12 protein-coding genes are annotated in these 15832 nt (G+C 58.4%); 4 read left to right on the top strand and 8 right to left on the bottom strand.

What is annotated here, in order from left to right; translation table 11 throughout:
- Positions 1-210: 210 nt before the first annotated feature.
- Together Q1A74_RS16215 and Q1A74_RS16210 are read right to left on the bottom strand one after the other, a co-directional pair.
- Complete coding sequence (locus Q1A74_RS16215; RefSeq protein ID WP_299598698.1) at positions 211-1401, bottom strand: NnrS family protein; 1191 nt, start codon at positions 1399-1401, stop codon at positions 211-213.
- On the bottom strand, positions 1398-1715 hold the full coding sequence (locus tag Q1A74_RS16210; RefSeq protein ID WP_299598695.1) for a c-type cytochrome: 318 nt from the start codon (positions 1713-1715) through the stop codon (positions 1398-1400). Before Q1A74_RS16210 ends, Q1A74_RS16215 begins: the two co-directional genes overlap by 4 nt.
- Positions 1716-2055: 340 nt before the next feature.
- Between Q1A74_RS16210 and Q1A74_RS16205 the strand changes: the two genes are divergently transcribed.
- Positions 2056-2907, top strand: coding sequence for a peptidylprolyl isomerase (locus tag Q1A74_RS16205; RefSeq protein ID WP_299598692.1), 852 nt, complete (start codon positions 2056-2058; stop codon positions 2905-2907).
- Positions 2904-3917 carry a HupE/UreJ family protein gene (locus Q1A74_RS16200; RefSeq protein WP_299598688.1) on the top strand — a complete coding sequence of 338 codons (1014 nt, stop codon included), beginning with the start codon at positions 2904-2906 and terminating at the stop codon, positions 3915-3917. The genes Q1A74_RS16205 and Q1A74_RS16200 overlap by 4 nt, the downstream gene beginning before the upstream one ends.
- Here the strand turns inward: Q1A74_RS16200 and Q1A74_RS16195 are convergent, their stop codons facing one another.
- The 6 genes from Q1A74_RS16195 to Q1A74_RS16170 form a co-directional block, all read right to left on the bottom strand.
- On the bottom strand, positions 3918-4394 hold the full coding sequence (locus Q1A74_RS16195; protein WP_299598685.1) for an Lrp/AsnC family transcriptional regulator: 477 nt from the start codon (positions 4392-4394) through the stop codon (positions 3918-3920).
- 124 nt (positions 4395-4518) lie between these two features.
- On the bottom strand, positions 4519-5712 hold the full coding sequence (locus Q1A74_RS16190) for an aminotransferase class I/II-fold pyridoxal phosphate-dependent enzyme (protein WP_299598682.1): 1194 nt from the start codon (positions 5710-5712) through the stop codon (positions 4519-4521).
- A 159-nt stretch (positions 5713-5871) separates the two neighbouring features.
- Positions 5872-8073 (bottom strand): autotransporter outer membrane beta-barrel domain-containing protein, encoded by a 2202-nt coding sequence (locus tag Q1A74_RS16185; RefSeq protein WP_299598679.1) that lies wholly within the window; start codon positions 8071-8073, stop codon positions 5872-5874.
- An 86-nt stretch (positions 8074-8159) separates the two neighbouring features.
- A complete protein-coding gene (locus Q1A74_RS16180; protein WP_299598677.1) occupies positions 8160-8675 on the bottom strand; it encodes a DUF2878 domain-containing protein in 516 nt (171 codons plus the stop codon).
- Positions 8676-8774: 99 nt separating this feature from the next.
- Positions 8775-10292 carry a deoxyribodipyrimidine photo-lyase gene (phrB, locus tag Q1A74_RS16175; RefSeq protein ID WP_299598674.1) on the bottom strand — a complete coding sequence of 506 codons (1518 nt, stop codon included), beginning with the start codon at positions 10290-10292 and terminating at the stop codon, positions 8775-8777.
- A 20-nt stretch (positions 10293-10312) separates the two neighbouring features.
- Positions 10313-11356: a DUF523 and DUF1722 domain-containing protein gene (locus Q1A74_RS16170; protein ID WP_299598671.1), complete on the bottom strand. Its 1044-nt coding sequence runs from the start codon at positions 11354-11356 to the stop codon at positions 10313-10315.
- 246 nt (positions 11357-11602) lie between these two features.
- Here Q1A74_RS16170 and Q1A74_RS16165 point away from each other — a divergent pair, with 246 nt between their 5' ends.
- Together Q1A74_RS16165 and Q1A74_RS16160 are read left to right on the top strand one after the other, a co-directional pair.
- Positions 11603-14680, top strand: a complete 3078-nt coding sequence (locus Q1A74_RS16165; RefSeq protein WP_299598668.1) for an FAD-binding and (Fe-S)-binding domain-containing protein — start codon at positions 11603-11605, stop codon at positions 14678-14680.
- 1 nt (position 14681) lies between these two features.
- Complete coding sequence (locus tag Q1A74_RS16160; RefSeq protein ID WP_299598665.1) at positions 14682-15470, top strand: tetratricopeptide repeat protein; 789 nt, start codon at positions 14682-14684, stop codon at positions 15468-15470.
- The last annotated feature ends 362 nt before the right edge of the window (positions 15471-15832 follow it).

Genomic DNA, 15832 nt, shown 5'->3' with positions numbered 1-15832 from the left:
AAGCAAATGACGAAGTGACAATACAGGTTTAAAAATCCGTCAGATTTTTTTCAGTTTCCGCAAGCCAAAACCCGCCCCCTGAGCCACACTCAATCTTGCAGGACCTGCTCTACGGGCATTTAGCCCAGTCACCATATTGTTCGTAGACAGGTTCCTGCAAGCTTTAATATCTCCGCTCACTGAACGCAACAACCCAGCCCCCCCCACACCTCACCCTACTTTTCCGTCGGGCCGCGGGCTCGCCAATATGCCGCTGTAGCGCCACAAAAAAATGCCGTAGGCCAACATCCACAGCATTGCGCTGCTTCCCAACCCAGGGTGCATGGGTATCCAGCCGAATCCGGTAGCAATACGCAGTAACACAGACAGGTTCACCGCCCAGAACGCGAACACCATACCCTTTGGCAACACCAGTGCGCGGCCGGTATGGCCCAGGCAGACTCGCGCCATCACACCCAGGATCAGGCTACCTATGGCACCGGTACCCGCCGCATGGGTCCACGCACTTACCGGCCAACCGAGAAAAAGGTGCCCGACCAACAGCAGCAACGCCACCGGCACCCAGAGGATCGAGACGTGCAGAATCCACAGCAGTGGCTCCCCGCGGGCACGCCACCCCTGCCACTGCCACAGCCGCCACAACATCAGTACCGCCGCGATCGAGGCCAATACGCCTGCTGCGGGGGCTGCACCGAGGATCACCGCAGCCAGCAACAGGAGCATTGTGACCAAGGTCACCAGTGCCAGATTTTGACTGTTGTTCACCACGCCGGTATCCGCGCCCCGCGCTCTCAGCCAATTCGCAGTAAAAGCCGGTGTAATCCGCCCACCGACAATCGATATCAGCGCCATGGCCATAATCAGGGCGCCATAGGCATAACGCATATCCAGGTTCGTAAGAAACGCCAACTGCATCAGCCACAGGAGTGTCATCACCAACAGCAGCATCAGGTGCCGCCACTGCTTGCCCCGCACAATGCGCCACAGCAGATCCAGTGCGACCAGGGGCAGAAATGCCAGGTTTACCCCGATCACCAACCACGGCGGCAGCCCCGCGCCGAAGAGCAGCAGCAATCGCCCTGCCAACCACACCATCCACAAAAGCAGCAAGCGCACACCGTGGGTACGCTCCGTGCCGGTCCACACACAGACCGCGGTGAGAATAAAGCCCGCTATCGCCGCACTCAGGAACCCGAACAGCATTTCATGCTGATGCCAGAACAAAGGAGGAATGGCCGTGGGCAGGCTCACGGCACCAAATAGCAGCATGAGCCACAGGGGTATGGCGAACAGCGCCAAAAACGCGGCAGACAGGAAAAAAATACGAAAGGGATATGCAAATAGCTGGCGCCCGGAAATACCGGGCGCGGAATCACGAGTCCGGGGAGCAGACCCGTTCATTCTTTCGGCGTGGACATGAATTTAATGAGCGCCTTGTAATCCTCATCGGTGCAATCATTGCACATGCCACCAGGGGGCATGGCATTCAAACCATTTTTCACCGATTTCACCAGCGTATCCATTCCTTTATCCAGATGCGGTTTCCACGCTTCGGGATCGTGAACTTTTGGCGCATTGGCGACACCGGTTGCATGGCAAACATGGCACGCCCGCTGGTATTTTTCCTCAACCGAGTCCGACACCGCCAAGGTCGAAAAACCCGCCGCACATACAGTCAACAAGGCGCAGAGCGCAGTATGGTTCATTAGTTTCATAGTGACGCCTATCCCATCTATGGCTATCCGCAAGGCAGCCAAGCCAGTTTCAGAAACGTAATTCTTGACGAGGTGTATGGCGCGAGCACCGGAAACGCCCCAACCCGTCAACAGCTCCCAACTATATAGAGCGCGCTCGCCGCCTCCAACTCCGGGAGATTACGATCGGGGCCTGCATCTCCAGAATCAAATGAATCACCCGCCACCGTTCACTTCACGGAGCCCTCTGCAGCGGTAAGTTTTGATTCTTGAACTATCCTCACTTGACGTAAGAATTCTTTCTTAACGAGCCGTCGCCATCAGAGCAGATCGCCATAAAAGCATAAACCGGAGTTCGTGAATGAGTCTGCATTGGATCAGGGATCCCAGTATTCAATTCGCCGCCATTGGCGCCATGTTATTCGCGGTCAACGGGTTGTTCCAGAGTGGCGCCACCGGCGGTGATGAAGAGATCGTCATTACCCAGAACCGTATCCAGCACCTGTCCAACATCTTCGAACGAGGCTGGCAACGCCCGCCGGAACCTGTGGAGCTACAGGGACTGATCGACGACTATGTCCGCGAGGAGGTGCTGTATCGCGAAGCCATGAAAATGGGGCTGGATGAACACGACACGGTCATCCGCCGCCGCATGCGGATGAAAATGGAGTTTCTGGCGAAAGACCTGGTGGATGCCATCGAGCCCACGGATCAGGTGCTGGAAAACTACTACACCGCCAATATCGAGAAATACACCCTTCCCGCCCGCTACTCCTTCGAGCAGGTCTTTCTCGACAGCGAAAAACGCACGGAAGTGGCCGAAGACGCGCGCATCATTCTCACCAAACTCACTGCCGGCACGGACCCCAAGACACTCAGCGATAGTAATCTGCTGCAATACCGCTTCGAGAATGTGAGCAGTGAGCGTGTTGACCGACTATTTGGCAGCGACTTTTCACTGCAGTTTCTGGAGCTGGAGCCCAATCAATGGAGTGGACCTCTGACCTCCGCCTACGGCGAACATCTGGTAAGAATCTCCGCCGCCGAGCCACGCCACCAGGCTGAATTCACGGAAATCAAAGCGGACGTGCTGCGCGACTGGCAACTGGACGAGCAGAAAAACATCCTGGAAACCCAGTATCAGACGCTTAAGGAAAACTACCGGATTCGCGTTGCTGAGCCGGTTGCTGCGACGGAGGAAGCCGAGCAATGAGAAGCTTTCTTCTTCTGGTCACCCTGCTGTTTTCCTCCCTGACATTCGCCCATGAACTGCGCCCAGCATCTCTCAGTGTCATACAGTCGGCGCCGGAACAGTTTGAGGTCACCTGGCGAGTCCCCGCGCGCGGGGATATGCGTCTCTCACTCTATGTGGAATTCGATGACCAAACCCACGAGCGCAGCCTGCCTACCGCCCAGATGGTCGGCGGCTACTACGTGGAACGCTGGGAAATCTCCCACCCGCAAGCATTGATTGGCAGCACCATCGCCATCGACGGCCTCGCCAACACCATGACCGACGCTCTGGTGCGCATCAGCTGGCTGGACGGACGGGAACAGGTCATCCGCCTGCTGCCAGACCGGACCCGTTTGATTGTGGAGGACAAAGACGGAATCGTGGAGGTTGCCGGTACCTACTTTGTTCTGGGCATCGAACACATTCTGCTCGGAATCGACCACCTGCTGTTTGTACTGGCGCTGGTGGTACTGGTCAGCGGCGGACGCCAGCTGGTGGTTACCATCACCGCCTTTACCCTCGCCCATAGCATCACCCTGGCGCTGGCGGTTCTCGGCGTGGTATCTGTGCCCCAGGCGCCAGTAGAAGCAGTGATTGCCCTCAGTATTGTGTTTATTGCCACCGAAATTCTGCACAAACTGGAAGGGCGCAAAACCCTGGCAATCCGCAAGCCCTGGATAGTGGCCTTTGGGTTTGGCCTGCTGCACGGGCTCGGCTTTGCCGGTGCCCTGTCGGACATTGGCGTACCGGAGCATGCCATTCCACTGTCGCTGGGGTTATTCAATGTGGGCGTGGAGGCCGGGCAGCTGGCGTTTATTGCCGGCATCGCTGCGCTGATGTATCTGCTGCGCCGGGTAAAACCGGTGCAGCTGTGGGAAATCCGTACCGGCACCACAGCCACCGCAGCCTCGGCATTACCGGTGGCCTACCTGGTGGGTGGGCTTTCCGCCTGGTGGTTGATCGACCGTACGATTGCGTTGGTGGTCTGACTAATCCTGGAATAATAATTCCAGTGGATAGCCGGTAAACGGCTTGGTTTTTTCAATCACCAGGTGCGAAGTCATCCGGGTAATCGCCGCATCTTCATCCGCCAGCAACTGCTCGGAGACCCGATTGAAGTCCGCCGCGTCCGGGCATACGAAGCGCAGCATATAATCGAATTCACCGGACATTTTTACGCAGGAAACAATCTGTTCGATCTTGTTGATGGCACGGCGGAAGCTCTCGCTGGTTTTTGAATCCTGGCGTTTCAGCGCGACATTTACATAGAACTCTGCGTGGCGGACCTTTTCCAGGTTCACCTCTGCCTGAAATTCCCGGATAAACTTTTCACTGGTAAGCTTTTTCACCCGCGCAAGGCAGGCGCTCTCGGAAAGGCCAATCTGGTCGGCCAGGTTGAGATTGCTGATCCGTGCATTGGTCTGCAGGACTTCGAGAATTTTTAGGTTGTGACGGTCTACTTTCACGGTACTCTTCTTTTTGCTCCGCCTTTTTACTCCGCCGAATAACCGACTAAGCCCGGCAGTCGGGTCAATTTTTTCTAGGATAGCGCAATTCACGGTTGCAGACACTTGGTGCCGGCTGGACCGGCTAGCCTGCTTTCAGGCAACCGCCGGCGACAAAGCGCTCGATCCGGTCCAGCGCTCGCGAAAGCTCACTTTCGTCCGCCGCCAGTGTCAGGCGTACATGGTTCATCGCGCTTGCGCCAAAAGGCTTTCCTGGCAGTACGGACACCAGCTCTGCGTTTAGCAGGGCCTCGGCAAAAGCCTCACCACTTTCCGCCACTTCCGACACATCCACCATGACGAACATACCGGCTTCCGGCGAGTTACAGCTGAGCCCGGGGATGCGGCCCACGCGCGCCACAATCAGGTCCCGGCGCTTTTCGTAGGCTTCGCGCATCTGCTTCACAAAATAGGTATCAAATTCCAGTGCAAATGCAGCGGCTTCCTGGATAAATTGCGGCACACCGAAAATAGTGGCACCGGCAAATTCAATCAGGCGCTCCACCATTTCCCCCTGGGCCACTGCCCACCCCAGGCGCCAGCCGCTCATCGCGTGGGACTTGGACAAACCGTCAATCACAATCACATTGTCCAGGTTCTCAGCCGCTGCGCGCAGGGAGGTATGGCGGCGCGCAAAGGTGATCATGGAATACATTTCATCAGAAATCAGCCACACATTGCGCGCGCGGCAGTATGCGGCCAGATCCCGCAACTGTTCAGGAGTGGCCATGGCGCCGGTGGGATTCACCGGGGTGTTGATCATCACCGCGCGGGTATTCTCGGTAATCGCCTGCTTGATGGTTTCCGTATCAAAGGCAAATCCCTGCTGCGGGGGGCAGGCGACTTTTTTGACGTCCAGCTGCAGCGCATCGGTAATGGGCACGTAACCGATATACATGGGCTCGGGAATCACAATCTGCTCGCCCGGGTTCAACAGGCAGGACAGCACGGCATAAATGGCATTGGTGCCACCGGGAAACACCACTACGTCGTCGGGGTCGCAGGGGTGCGGACTCACCTTGCTCTCGATATCGGCAATGGCGCGGCGCAGCATGGCCTCCCCGGCAGCCGGGGAATAGTGGGTACGGCCCACCCCCAGACGCGCCCGGGCGAAATCGAGAATGGGTTCGGGAGTATCGAAGTTCGGATCCCCGACACACAGAAAGATGACGTCTTCCCCTTTATCGGCAAGGGTGTGAGCGCGGTCACTGACCGCCCAGACATCGGCGTCTGCACTATGAAGACCTTCGCTCTGTTTGCTGAATCGGGGGCTATACATCGTTGGTGTCCATTCTCAGGGTTGTTATCAACAAGTTCACATCTGGAACAACGATAACAACCACCGGGGTAATCGATGCCGCTTAAACACCGGGGTTTTCGCAGCAGGCCGATTTATTCACCGTGTTTGCCGCAGATAATGCGGCCCTGAAAGTGGGTATCAGAACCGATAGTTCAGGCTCAGGCCGCCCACGGTGTCATCCGGCCGCACCAGCACGTCCGCCGCCACCCGCAACTTTTCGTTGATACTCACCCCCACCATGGCACCCACACCACTCTGGAAATAGCCCGTTTTCTCACTGCGATAGGAAGGCAGGCGCGCCCAGTTGTTGAAGATGGATTTGACTCCAATACCCAGATCGGCGAAATCGTCTCCGCTGGTATTTTCCAGCCAGAGTTCCCCAAACCATTGGTGCTCGGCGGAATCCGGGCTGTTGTAAAAGAAGCCCCCGCGATAGCGCAGGTATTCGCGATCCTGGCCGTGCACCCACAGGGCCAGCGGATCCTGGGTGCGGCCGAATTTGTCGGTATAGGTATAGGGCGTATTCGAACGCTCGGTAAAACCGTTCACGTCGATTTCGGTCCACTCCACCGCGACGAAGGGCCCCATCTGGCTGTCGAGGTTGCGGCTGGCATCGTAGCCGGCGCGCAGGAAGACGTTGTAACCCTCGCCATCGGTATCGGCATCGAGACGGCGACGAAAGGTGTCGCCAATATGCATCGTGCGCTCCACGTCGTCGTACTGGATATCAGAAAAACCAATGCCGCCATCCACGAACCAGAAGCCGTCGTCCCAGCGTGCGAAGGCGCTGACATTGAAATTGCGCGACCTCAGGAAGACATTGTGCGGGTCGTATTCACTACCGCCGTAAGACATACCCAGGCCCCACTCCAAATGGTCGAAGCCTGCAAAGCTCATCCCCAGAAAACCATCCCAGGCGGGTAGCTCCTCGTTGATGGCAGGGCCCGCACCCAATTCTGTGTACCCCACGCTGGCACCGAAGAAAACCGTGGTGAAGGGATCGCGATAGCGCTGGGAAATCAGGTGATGATCGATATTGATCTGATGCTGGCGAGTATTTTGGTAACCAAGATCTGGCAGGACACCAAAGCTCACCGCCGCGGTGAGCGTTTCGTAGTAATAATCCGCCAGCATCCGTTGCCCCACCAGAGTCGGGTGAATACTGTCGTAAAACACCAGCATATCCGCATTAGGATCGGTGCCATTGGCACCGTATATGGGGTGGGGATTGGCGCAATTGATATAACAGGTGGCGCTCTGGTTGATATCGGCGAGGCCAAAGGCGGCCGGGTCCTGCACCAGTAGCTCGAGCATCCCCTCCATATCCAGCAGCAGAATATTGCCGATGTCATTCACCTGTCGACGCAAGGTGTCATTGAACATGTCAGTGCCGTAGTTGGCGTAATTGACCGCCGCCTGGCCCTGTACATACACCGCCGGCGTGCGCCCGATTCTCGGGGCGTTGGTCATCACGATGTATTTGGCACCGGCCGCACGGAGCTCACTGCCGGCGGTAGACAGGAAGGTGGCGGCGCGCTCCATAGACATGGGGCTCAGAGTACCGCCGCGCACGCCGTCGAGAATATTGTTGCCACCACCATTCAGGAAATACAGATCGGAGCGGGAAACCGTATTCTGCGGCAGGTATCCCTGCCCCGTGGCAAACGGAACGCCGGTGAGGGTGATGTTGTTGTTCGGGTCGTCCACCAGGGCCTGCAGGGCCGCCGGATCGTTGAAGGCGGCGCTGGCCGCCAGGACTTCGTTGGTTGTGAGGTATGGGCTTTCACCGGCTGCGGGGTCGCATACGCCATCCGCACCGCAGCGGCTGGAATCCGGCAGGATGGTCGTGAGAGTGTTGTGGTCCGCCACGGTGGTATTCGGAAACAACTGGCGAAAACGCTGAGGGCCAACCAGATCCAGCAACACATCCGCGGTGCGGTTGCCACCCACGGCCCAGTTGGGGCCATTGGTCAGTACGGAGTTGGTTATCTGCTGCAGCTGCTGGTTCAGATCGCCTGCCGCCGGAGCACAGGGAATCAGGCCACCAAAATCCGGCCCCAGGCCATAACAGGAGTTCTGTTTGTCGAGGGTCAATTGATCGGCGAGGAAAGATACTGCCGGCTGGCGCGGGTAAATCCCCTGAGGATCAGTACTGGTGAATACGCCGGCATTGCCGTTGTCGGAAAGGCTATCGCCAAAAACAATCAGAGAGCGAAAAACAGGCTCTTCACCATAGGCGAGCGGGGTACCCAGCACCGCTGCGATGGTGAGGGCCAGAACACTCATGGAACCGAACTTTGCGGGGCGGTTATTTTGCTGGATATCTGTGGTTGCGCGCACTGCGGCCTCCTTGCCACGGCAGAATTTCGTGGCAAGTATAGGTCAGCTGGGCGCGCGCAATTCACCAGTTTGCGGGTATTTCGCGCTCAGGACGTGCTGCCTTCCGCCGGCTCCATCTGCTCGATCAGCGGCATCAGTACACCGCTTAAAAACGCGGCCAGCAGACTCCATACCAGCGCTATGGCCAGCAGGCACTGCCACATGGGGCGCCCCCACCCAGCGGGGCCAAACTGCACACTGTTAAAATAAAACGCGGGCGCTACCAGCAACGCCACCAGTGCCGACCACAGAGGCCGGTTGATCAACCAGGACAGGGAGTAGCGCATGGTGGTGCCGAGCATGGCCCAGATACAGATTGACCAGGCGGGGGGAAGGTTGGAGCGGTAATCCTGCACGCCATTGGCCATAAAGGCCCACTCGACTGCAAAACCACAAAATATAAAACCGAGGATGACGAAAATATCCCGCATATCGCGCCACATCACAAAATGCAGCATTACCACAATGAACAATGCAATCAGTGCCAGTGCATTGCCATACAAGAGGGCCGTCCACCATCCGGCAACAAACAGGGTGAAATTGGCCAGCTTTTTGTAACTCATTGGCGACTCATTTATCAGAAGAACTCTGTACCGCGAGTGCGTCATGCCGGATATTCCCGGCAAATTGAATAAATCAAAGAAGAATAAATCAGAGGTTTCCTAAGACTTCAAGCTGGCAAACACCTCGATTGCCCGTTTGCGGGAGTCGGTCACATCACAGATGGGTGCCGGATAGTCAACGGGAGAAAAAAGGTCCCCGGACGGACTTTGACCCGATGCAGGTTGAACAGCAGGGCAGTGAATCTCCTTGCTGGGAAGGGAGGCCAGCTCCGGTAGATAGCGGCGGATAAACGCACCCTCAGGATCAAACCGCCGGGACTGACTGTAGGGGTTGAAGACACGAAAATACGGGGCCGCGTCGGTGCCGGTCGAAGCCGCCCACTGCCAGCCGCCGTTATTGGCGGCAAAGTCTGCATCCACCAGTTGCTGCATAAAATAGCGCTCGCCCTTGCGCCAATCGGTGAGCAGGTTTTTGGTAAGAAACGACGCCACTACCATGCGCAGACGATTGTGCATCCAGCCGGTCTGATTGAGCTGGCGCATGGCGGCATCGACGATAGGCACCCCCGTCTTCCCTTCACACCAGCGCTCGAAATCTTCCTCCCGGTTGGACCAGGGCACATTTTCGGTTTCGGGCTTGAATGGCTTGTTACGGCATACCCGCGGAAAATTGACCACCAGATGCTGGTAGAACTCCCGCCACAGCAGCTCGCTCAGCCAGGTCGTCGCACCTTCGCTAGGGCCAGCCCAGCGGCCACCATTTTCGGCGACTGCCATGGCAACGCACTGACGTACGGAAACTGCACCACAATTCAAATACGGGGACAGTCGCGACGTGTTTTTCTGCGCGGGGAAATCCCGCCAACGATCATAGTCGTCGACCAGCTCGGCAAACGCCTTCAGAGCCCGCGTGCCCGCGGCTTCACCGACGGGCCAATCCAGTACCCGATTGTGGCCACCGGGGGCTACGCCATAGTCGCCCACCGTTTCCGGAATCGTCCGTACCAGGTTGTTACTGCCAGCCACTGCGATCCACTCGGGCCACACCTCGGCGCAATCTGGGTGGCGGGTGCGCAGTGATGGCAGGGGCGCAAAGGCATCACCGCTGTTGTCGTGGCGGGCAATAAACGCACGCTTGAACGGAGTAAACACCTTGAAGCCTCCGCCACTGCCGGTGGTGAGACTGCCGGGGGGAATCAATGTGCGATCGGTAGCGTACTCCACCGGCACCCCCAGCTGTTTCAGCCGCCGCCGCACCGCTTGATCCCGGTGCAATTCATTCACCGGGTACTCGGCATTGGCGAACAGCGCACCCACCTGCAACTTTTCTACAATCTGCGCCAGCGCCGCAGGCACGTCAGTAAATTCCGCCAACTCGAGAAAAAACAGCGGGATATGTTTTTTCGCCAGCGCCACCTGCAGCTGGCGAAGGCTGCGCAGGCGCATAGCCACGACACGGTCACCATCCCCGTGGCTGGCCCAGGTTTGCGGGCAGGCAATATAAATCGCGGCCACGGCGTTACAAGCCTTGCCGGCGCGATACAGAGCGGTGTTATCGGCGATACGCAGGTCGTTGCGCAGCCACATCAGCCCCCGTTGATAGGCTTGTTCAGGCATGTTGAGATTCAGTCAGTGATTCAGTGAAAATCACACAGCCCTAATTCTGCGGGCTCGGCGGCCAGCAGCACCTGGCTGTGAATAAAACGGTGCGGGCTGCGAGGCAGGAAATGACGCAGTAGAGTCAGGACCGCCGACAGCGGCTTGTGTCCCAGGCGATATTCTTCAATCAGTTCCTTGAGCTCCGCTTTCTCGCGTTTGTCGAGAAATTCACTCAGGTGCCCCGCGCTGTGCATCAGTGCGTTGGTTCTGTCTTTGCGGGAGGCGGGGCGGGAGAGGATATCCATAATGCGCCCGCGCACGGCAAACGCCAGCTCGTCGTCCGACATGGATTTGGCGTCCGCAATCAGTCGTCCCAGCGCGCGGGTCTTTTCCTGATGATGAGCCAGAAGCAGGTATTTGTACGCAGTGTAAAACTCGATGATGCGTGCCGTCAGAGTCGGCAGGTTATCGCGGCTCGACGGTTCGTCTTCACCGCGCAAGGATTCTGGCGGTTGCCCGCCCTGCCCCTCCACACAACGAAACCAGGCATCGTAGGTGAACACACGTGTCAGGAAGTTCTCGCGCAGTTCACTGTTATTCAGCCGCCCCACCTCTTCCATCGGCAGATGTGGAAACTGCTGCTGAAGGCGTCGGGCGAATACGCCCACGCCTTCGCTGTCGATGCCGTGGCCATTGTCGAGATAACGACGCACGCCATACAGTCCACAACTGGGGGAGTTTTGCATAAAAATGTAGCCACGCACCTGTTCCAGCTCCGGGACCACGGAATCCGCGTAGTCGCGCAGGGGCTGTGTCACATCCACTGTCAGGTCATCTACCCCCACAACCTGCACCGCATCTACCGGCGCACCAGCCCGCCCTACCAGCAGATGGATGGGCTTGCGCGGCACCCCCATACCGATGGCGACCTCCGGGCACAGGGGCACGTAGTCAAAGCACTGGGCCAACAGCTCGGTGCAAACTTTGCTGTGTTTGTGCCCACCGTTGAAGCGCACCGGGTCCCCCATGGCACACTGGCTGATACCCACGGGGATCTTCTGTTGTAATCGTTGCCTGCTCATTCTCGCGCCCGCTCCGGGATTCCACCGATCTGTAAAGTGTACTCTCAAATGCAATTTACGGTGCTGAGCGCATGTTGGATGACAAAGGAACGTAGCCCGGTGGTCCGCAATAACCCGGCGTTACCCATTGGTTTCCCCGGTAATTGTTGCGCAGCCCGCCACCGCCGCTAAAATGCCAGTCCTTCTGTATCGACTCAGACAGGTACCCAGACAGGTACCCACATTCAACGAGACCCGGGGCCCGGAATGATTCCAGCACTGCGCGAAATCAACGAAGTACAGGCGCTCTACCTGCAGTTTCTGCAAGCGTTAAAGCAGGGGGGCTTTCACGGTGATGCCAGCCCCAGCTATGCCAGCCGCACAGTGCTCTCTACGGATAACTCCATCTACCAGGTACTGCCTCAGGCGGTGGTGTACCCGCGGGATATCCACGATCTGCAATTATTGATGGAGCTGGCGGACCGGGAAGAATTCCACAAAGTGGTGCTCTCCCCCCGCGGCGGCGGCACCGGCACCAACGGCCAGTCCCTGACCGATGGCATCGTGGTGGACATTTCCCGGCATATGAACCGCATATTGGAGATCAATGCCGAGGAAAGCTGGGTGCGGGTACAAACAGGGGTGGTAAAGGACCAGCTGAACGCGGCGCTGAAACCCCATGGACTCTTCTTTGCCCCGGAGCTCTCCACCAGCAACCGCGCCACCATCGGCGGCATGATCAATACCGACGCCTCCGGCCAGGGCTCCTGCCTGTACGGGAAGACCCGCGACCACGTTCTGGAATTGAAAACCGTGCTGATGGGAGGCGAACTGTGGCACTCCCAGGCAGTCGACGACGGCGAACTGGCAGATATCACCGACAATGACACCCGTGCTGGCAGAATCCACCAGCTGGTAGATGACGTACAGCGGCAAAAGCGCGACCTGATCCACGCCAAGTTCCCCAAGCTGAATCGCTGCCTCACCGGTTACGACCTGGCCCACATCAGAGATGAAGAGAAGGGCAAAGACGGCCGTTTCAATCTCAACAATATCCTGTGTGGCTCCGAGGGCACCCTGGGCTTTATTGCTGAGGCCAAACTCAATGTGCTGAAGATCCCCAAGTGCGCAGCACTGGTGAATCTCAATTACGACCACTTTCAGGACGCCCTCAAAGACGCCACCGACCTGATGAAAGCCGGCCCCACCTCCATCGAGACAGTGGACAGCAAGGTGCTGCAGCTGGCCATGGGCGACATCGTTTGGGACAGCGTCAGTGAGTTCTTTCCGCAAGACGACCGGCCTGTCCAGGGCATCAACCTGGTGGAATACACCGCAGAATCTGAAGAGGCACTGCAAGCCGCGCTCGATAAATTCACCGCCCACGTGGACAGTCTGATCGGCCAGCCGGGCAAGAGCTTTGCCTACACCATCGCCCGCGGCCATGCCCAGGTGAACAAGATCTGGGGCATGCGCAAGCGCGCCGTCGGCCTGCTGGGCAATGTAGCGGGCGAACAGCGCCCGATTCCGTTTGTGGAAGACTGTGCGGTACCGCCAGAAAATCTGGCGGATTTTATTGCCGAATTCCGCGGGGCACTGGACGAAGCTGGCTTTGCCTACGGTATGTTCGGCCACGTAGACGCGGGCGTGCTGCACGTGCGCCCGGCCATTGATATGAAAGACCCGGAGCAGGCGAAACAGGTGCGCGTCATCACGGAAAAGGTGGTGGCCCTGGCTAAGAAGTACAACGGCCTGCTGTGGGGTGAACACGGCAAGGGCGTGCGCTCGGAATTCGCACCGGAATTCTTCGGCGAGCTCTACCCCGAACTGCAGAGAATCAAGGCGGCGTTTGACCCCCGCAACCAGCTAAATCCGGGCAAGATCGCCACCCCCAGCAACGCCTCAGGCCTGCTCAAAATCGACGAGGTGCCTACGCGTGGCGAGCACGATCGCCAGATCCCGGTACAGGTATGGGAGGGATACTCCGAGGGTGTCTACTGCAACGGTAACGGCGCCTGTTTCAACTGGAATCCGGACGATGCCATGTGCCCCTCCTATAAAGGCACCCGCAATCGCATCCACTCCCCCAAGGGCCGGGCCTCGCTGATCCGCGAGTGGCTGCGCCTGCTGGCGGATCGCTCCGTCGACCCGGAAGCGGTGGCGCGCAAAAGCCGCGAGCAGTCATTTATCATCGGCCTGCCCGCGCGTATCAAAAACAGCCTCGCCCGCGCCCGCGGTGAATACGACTTCAGCCACGAGGTGAATGACTCCATGCAGGCCTGCCTGGCGTGCAAGTCCTGCGCCGGCCAGTGCCCGATCAAAGTGGACGTGCCCACCTTCCGCGCCAAATTTCTCGAGTTGTATTACAGCCGCTACTTGCGCCCCATGAAGGACTATTTTGTCGGCGGGCTCGAGTTCATGATGCCGCACCTGGCGCGGGTGCCTAAGTTGTACAACCTTCCCCTGAGCCTGAAGCCGGTGCGCTGGGTCATGGAGCGCGGGCTGGGACTCGCGGACTCGCCCAAAATCTCTGCCACCCGCCTTGACAAGGTGATGCGCGAGCTGGGTGTTCCCTACGCCAGCACCGCCAACTTGCGCGCCATGGGCCCCGCCCAGCGGGCCAAATCGGTGGTGATTGTGCAGGACGCCTTTACCAGTTATTTCGACGCAGACGTGGTGGCAGACACCCTGCGGCTGCTCAAACTACTGGACTTCAATCCCCTGGTGGCGCCGTTTCGCGCCAACGGCAAGCCGCTGCACGTGCACGGCTTCCTGCGCCAATTCGCACAGACCGCCGCCAGCAACAGCGCCATGCTCAACAGCCTGGCGGAAAGCGGCGTGCCGCTGGTGGGGGTAGACCCCTCCATGACCATGACCTACCGCGCGGAATATCAGAAGCTGCTGGGCGACAAAGCGCCCAAAGTGCAGCTGTTGCAGGAGTGGCTGTCCCAACACACCGAACACCTGGCCACCAATAAAACACGCCTGCAGGCCAGCAGCTTTACCCTGCTACCCCACTGCACCGAGCAGTCTAACGCCGCCGGCTCCACCCGACAGTGGCAGCAGGTGTTCAGCGCTCTGGGGATGGAGCTCAGCGCGCAGGCTGCCGGCTGCTGTGGCATGGCCGGTACCTACGGCCACGAGATGGCCAACCGGGAGACATCGCGTACCATTTTCCAGCAATCCTGGGCGCCGAAATTGAATGGCGACACAAGCGCCATTCTGGCAACCGGCTATTCCTGCCGATGCCAGAGCAAGCGCTTCGCGGATACCGAATTGCGCCATCCGCTACAGGCACTACTGGCGCAAATCGAAGATTCAGGGTTTACTGTCAGTAATCACTAACTTGTCCGCCGGTGCACCTCTGTGCACCGGCGGCCCTGAAGATGGACTGGCCATGCTGAGCGCGCGCACACCCCGCTATTTTCTGTTGTCTGCCCTTCTGGGGCTCACCGCCTCCCTGCCGCTGGCCAGTACAGCGATGGCCCAGGGCAACGGCACCAGTGCCGGTACCAGTGCCGGTACCAGTGCCAGTGCACTGATCGTGGAAGCCGAGGAGTACGCGCTGGAGGGCAATTACGACGCAGCCCTGCCACTGTATGAACAGGCCATTGCCAAGCTGGCCAACGAGCCACACCGCCAGAATCAATTGCGCTACCGCTACGGCATCATTCTCAACGCCCTGGGCGGCCAGCGGCCGGACCTTTACCCGCTGGCCCGCAGCCAGTTTGATGCGGTGCTGAGGTACGTTGAATCCTCACCCGGGCTGCCCTTTGAGCACTCGGCGGCGCGGATCCGCTCGGCGCTGGCGCACACTTACCATCAGCAGTCTGCGTTGCAGAGCAACCCCAACAAACGCGCAGTGATGCTGCGCAATGCCTACCAGTTGTACGCCGGAGCCATCGAGGAGCTGCGTCGGGAAGAAGACTGGCAAAACCTCGCCATCACCTCGTTCAATATTGGCCAGGTGTGCGAGTGGCAGGGCAATCTGGAAGAGGCCATTCAGTGGCTGGAGCGCGCGGTATCTCTGGACCGGCGCCACGGCTTTCCGGATCTTGAAGAAGACCAGGCCTATCTGACCGCTCTACGGGAGATGGTCAATCCCGAGCGCCCCGCGAGCAATACCGCTATCTAGCGCGTTGCTCGTCGCCCACTCGCGCACGCAACAATTCCCCTGTTTTAGGTCGATCGACCAACAATATAGACAGCTTCAAGCCTCCCGGGGTCGAAAACCTGTGGGATGGCTGGCCTAGTACGCCGGGCTATCCATCAAATAAAGCGCCTAAATTTTGCTTTGAGCGAGCAAATTCTCGACAGCCATCCCGCTTACAGCGCTGTCACCGGGCGGCGTCTTCACTTTTGAACTAGCGGTCGCAAATAACCCGAAAAAAATTTTGTTCCCTTGGATACCGCTTCCTAGCGCCCAAATCGTGCAAAAAGCCATCAGCAAAAGATGACATCGCTGTCATGTATATTTTTTACACGGAAACCCGGTGC

This window comes from uncultured Microbulbifer sp., assembly GCF_947504145.1.
Lineage (GTDB): Bacteria > Pseudomonadota > Gammaproteobacteria > Pseudomonadales > Cellvibrionaceae > Microbulbifer.
This window is presented reverse-complemented; position numbering and strand designations above follow the sequence as displayed.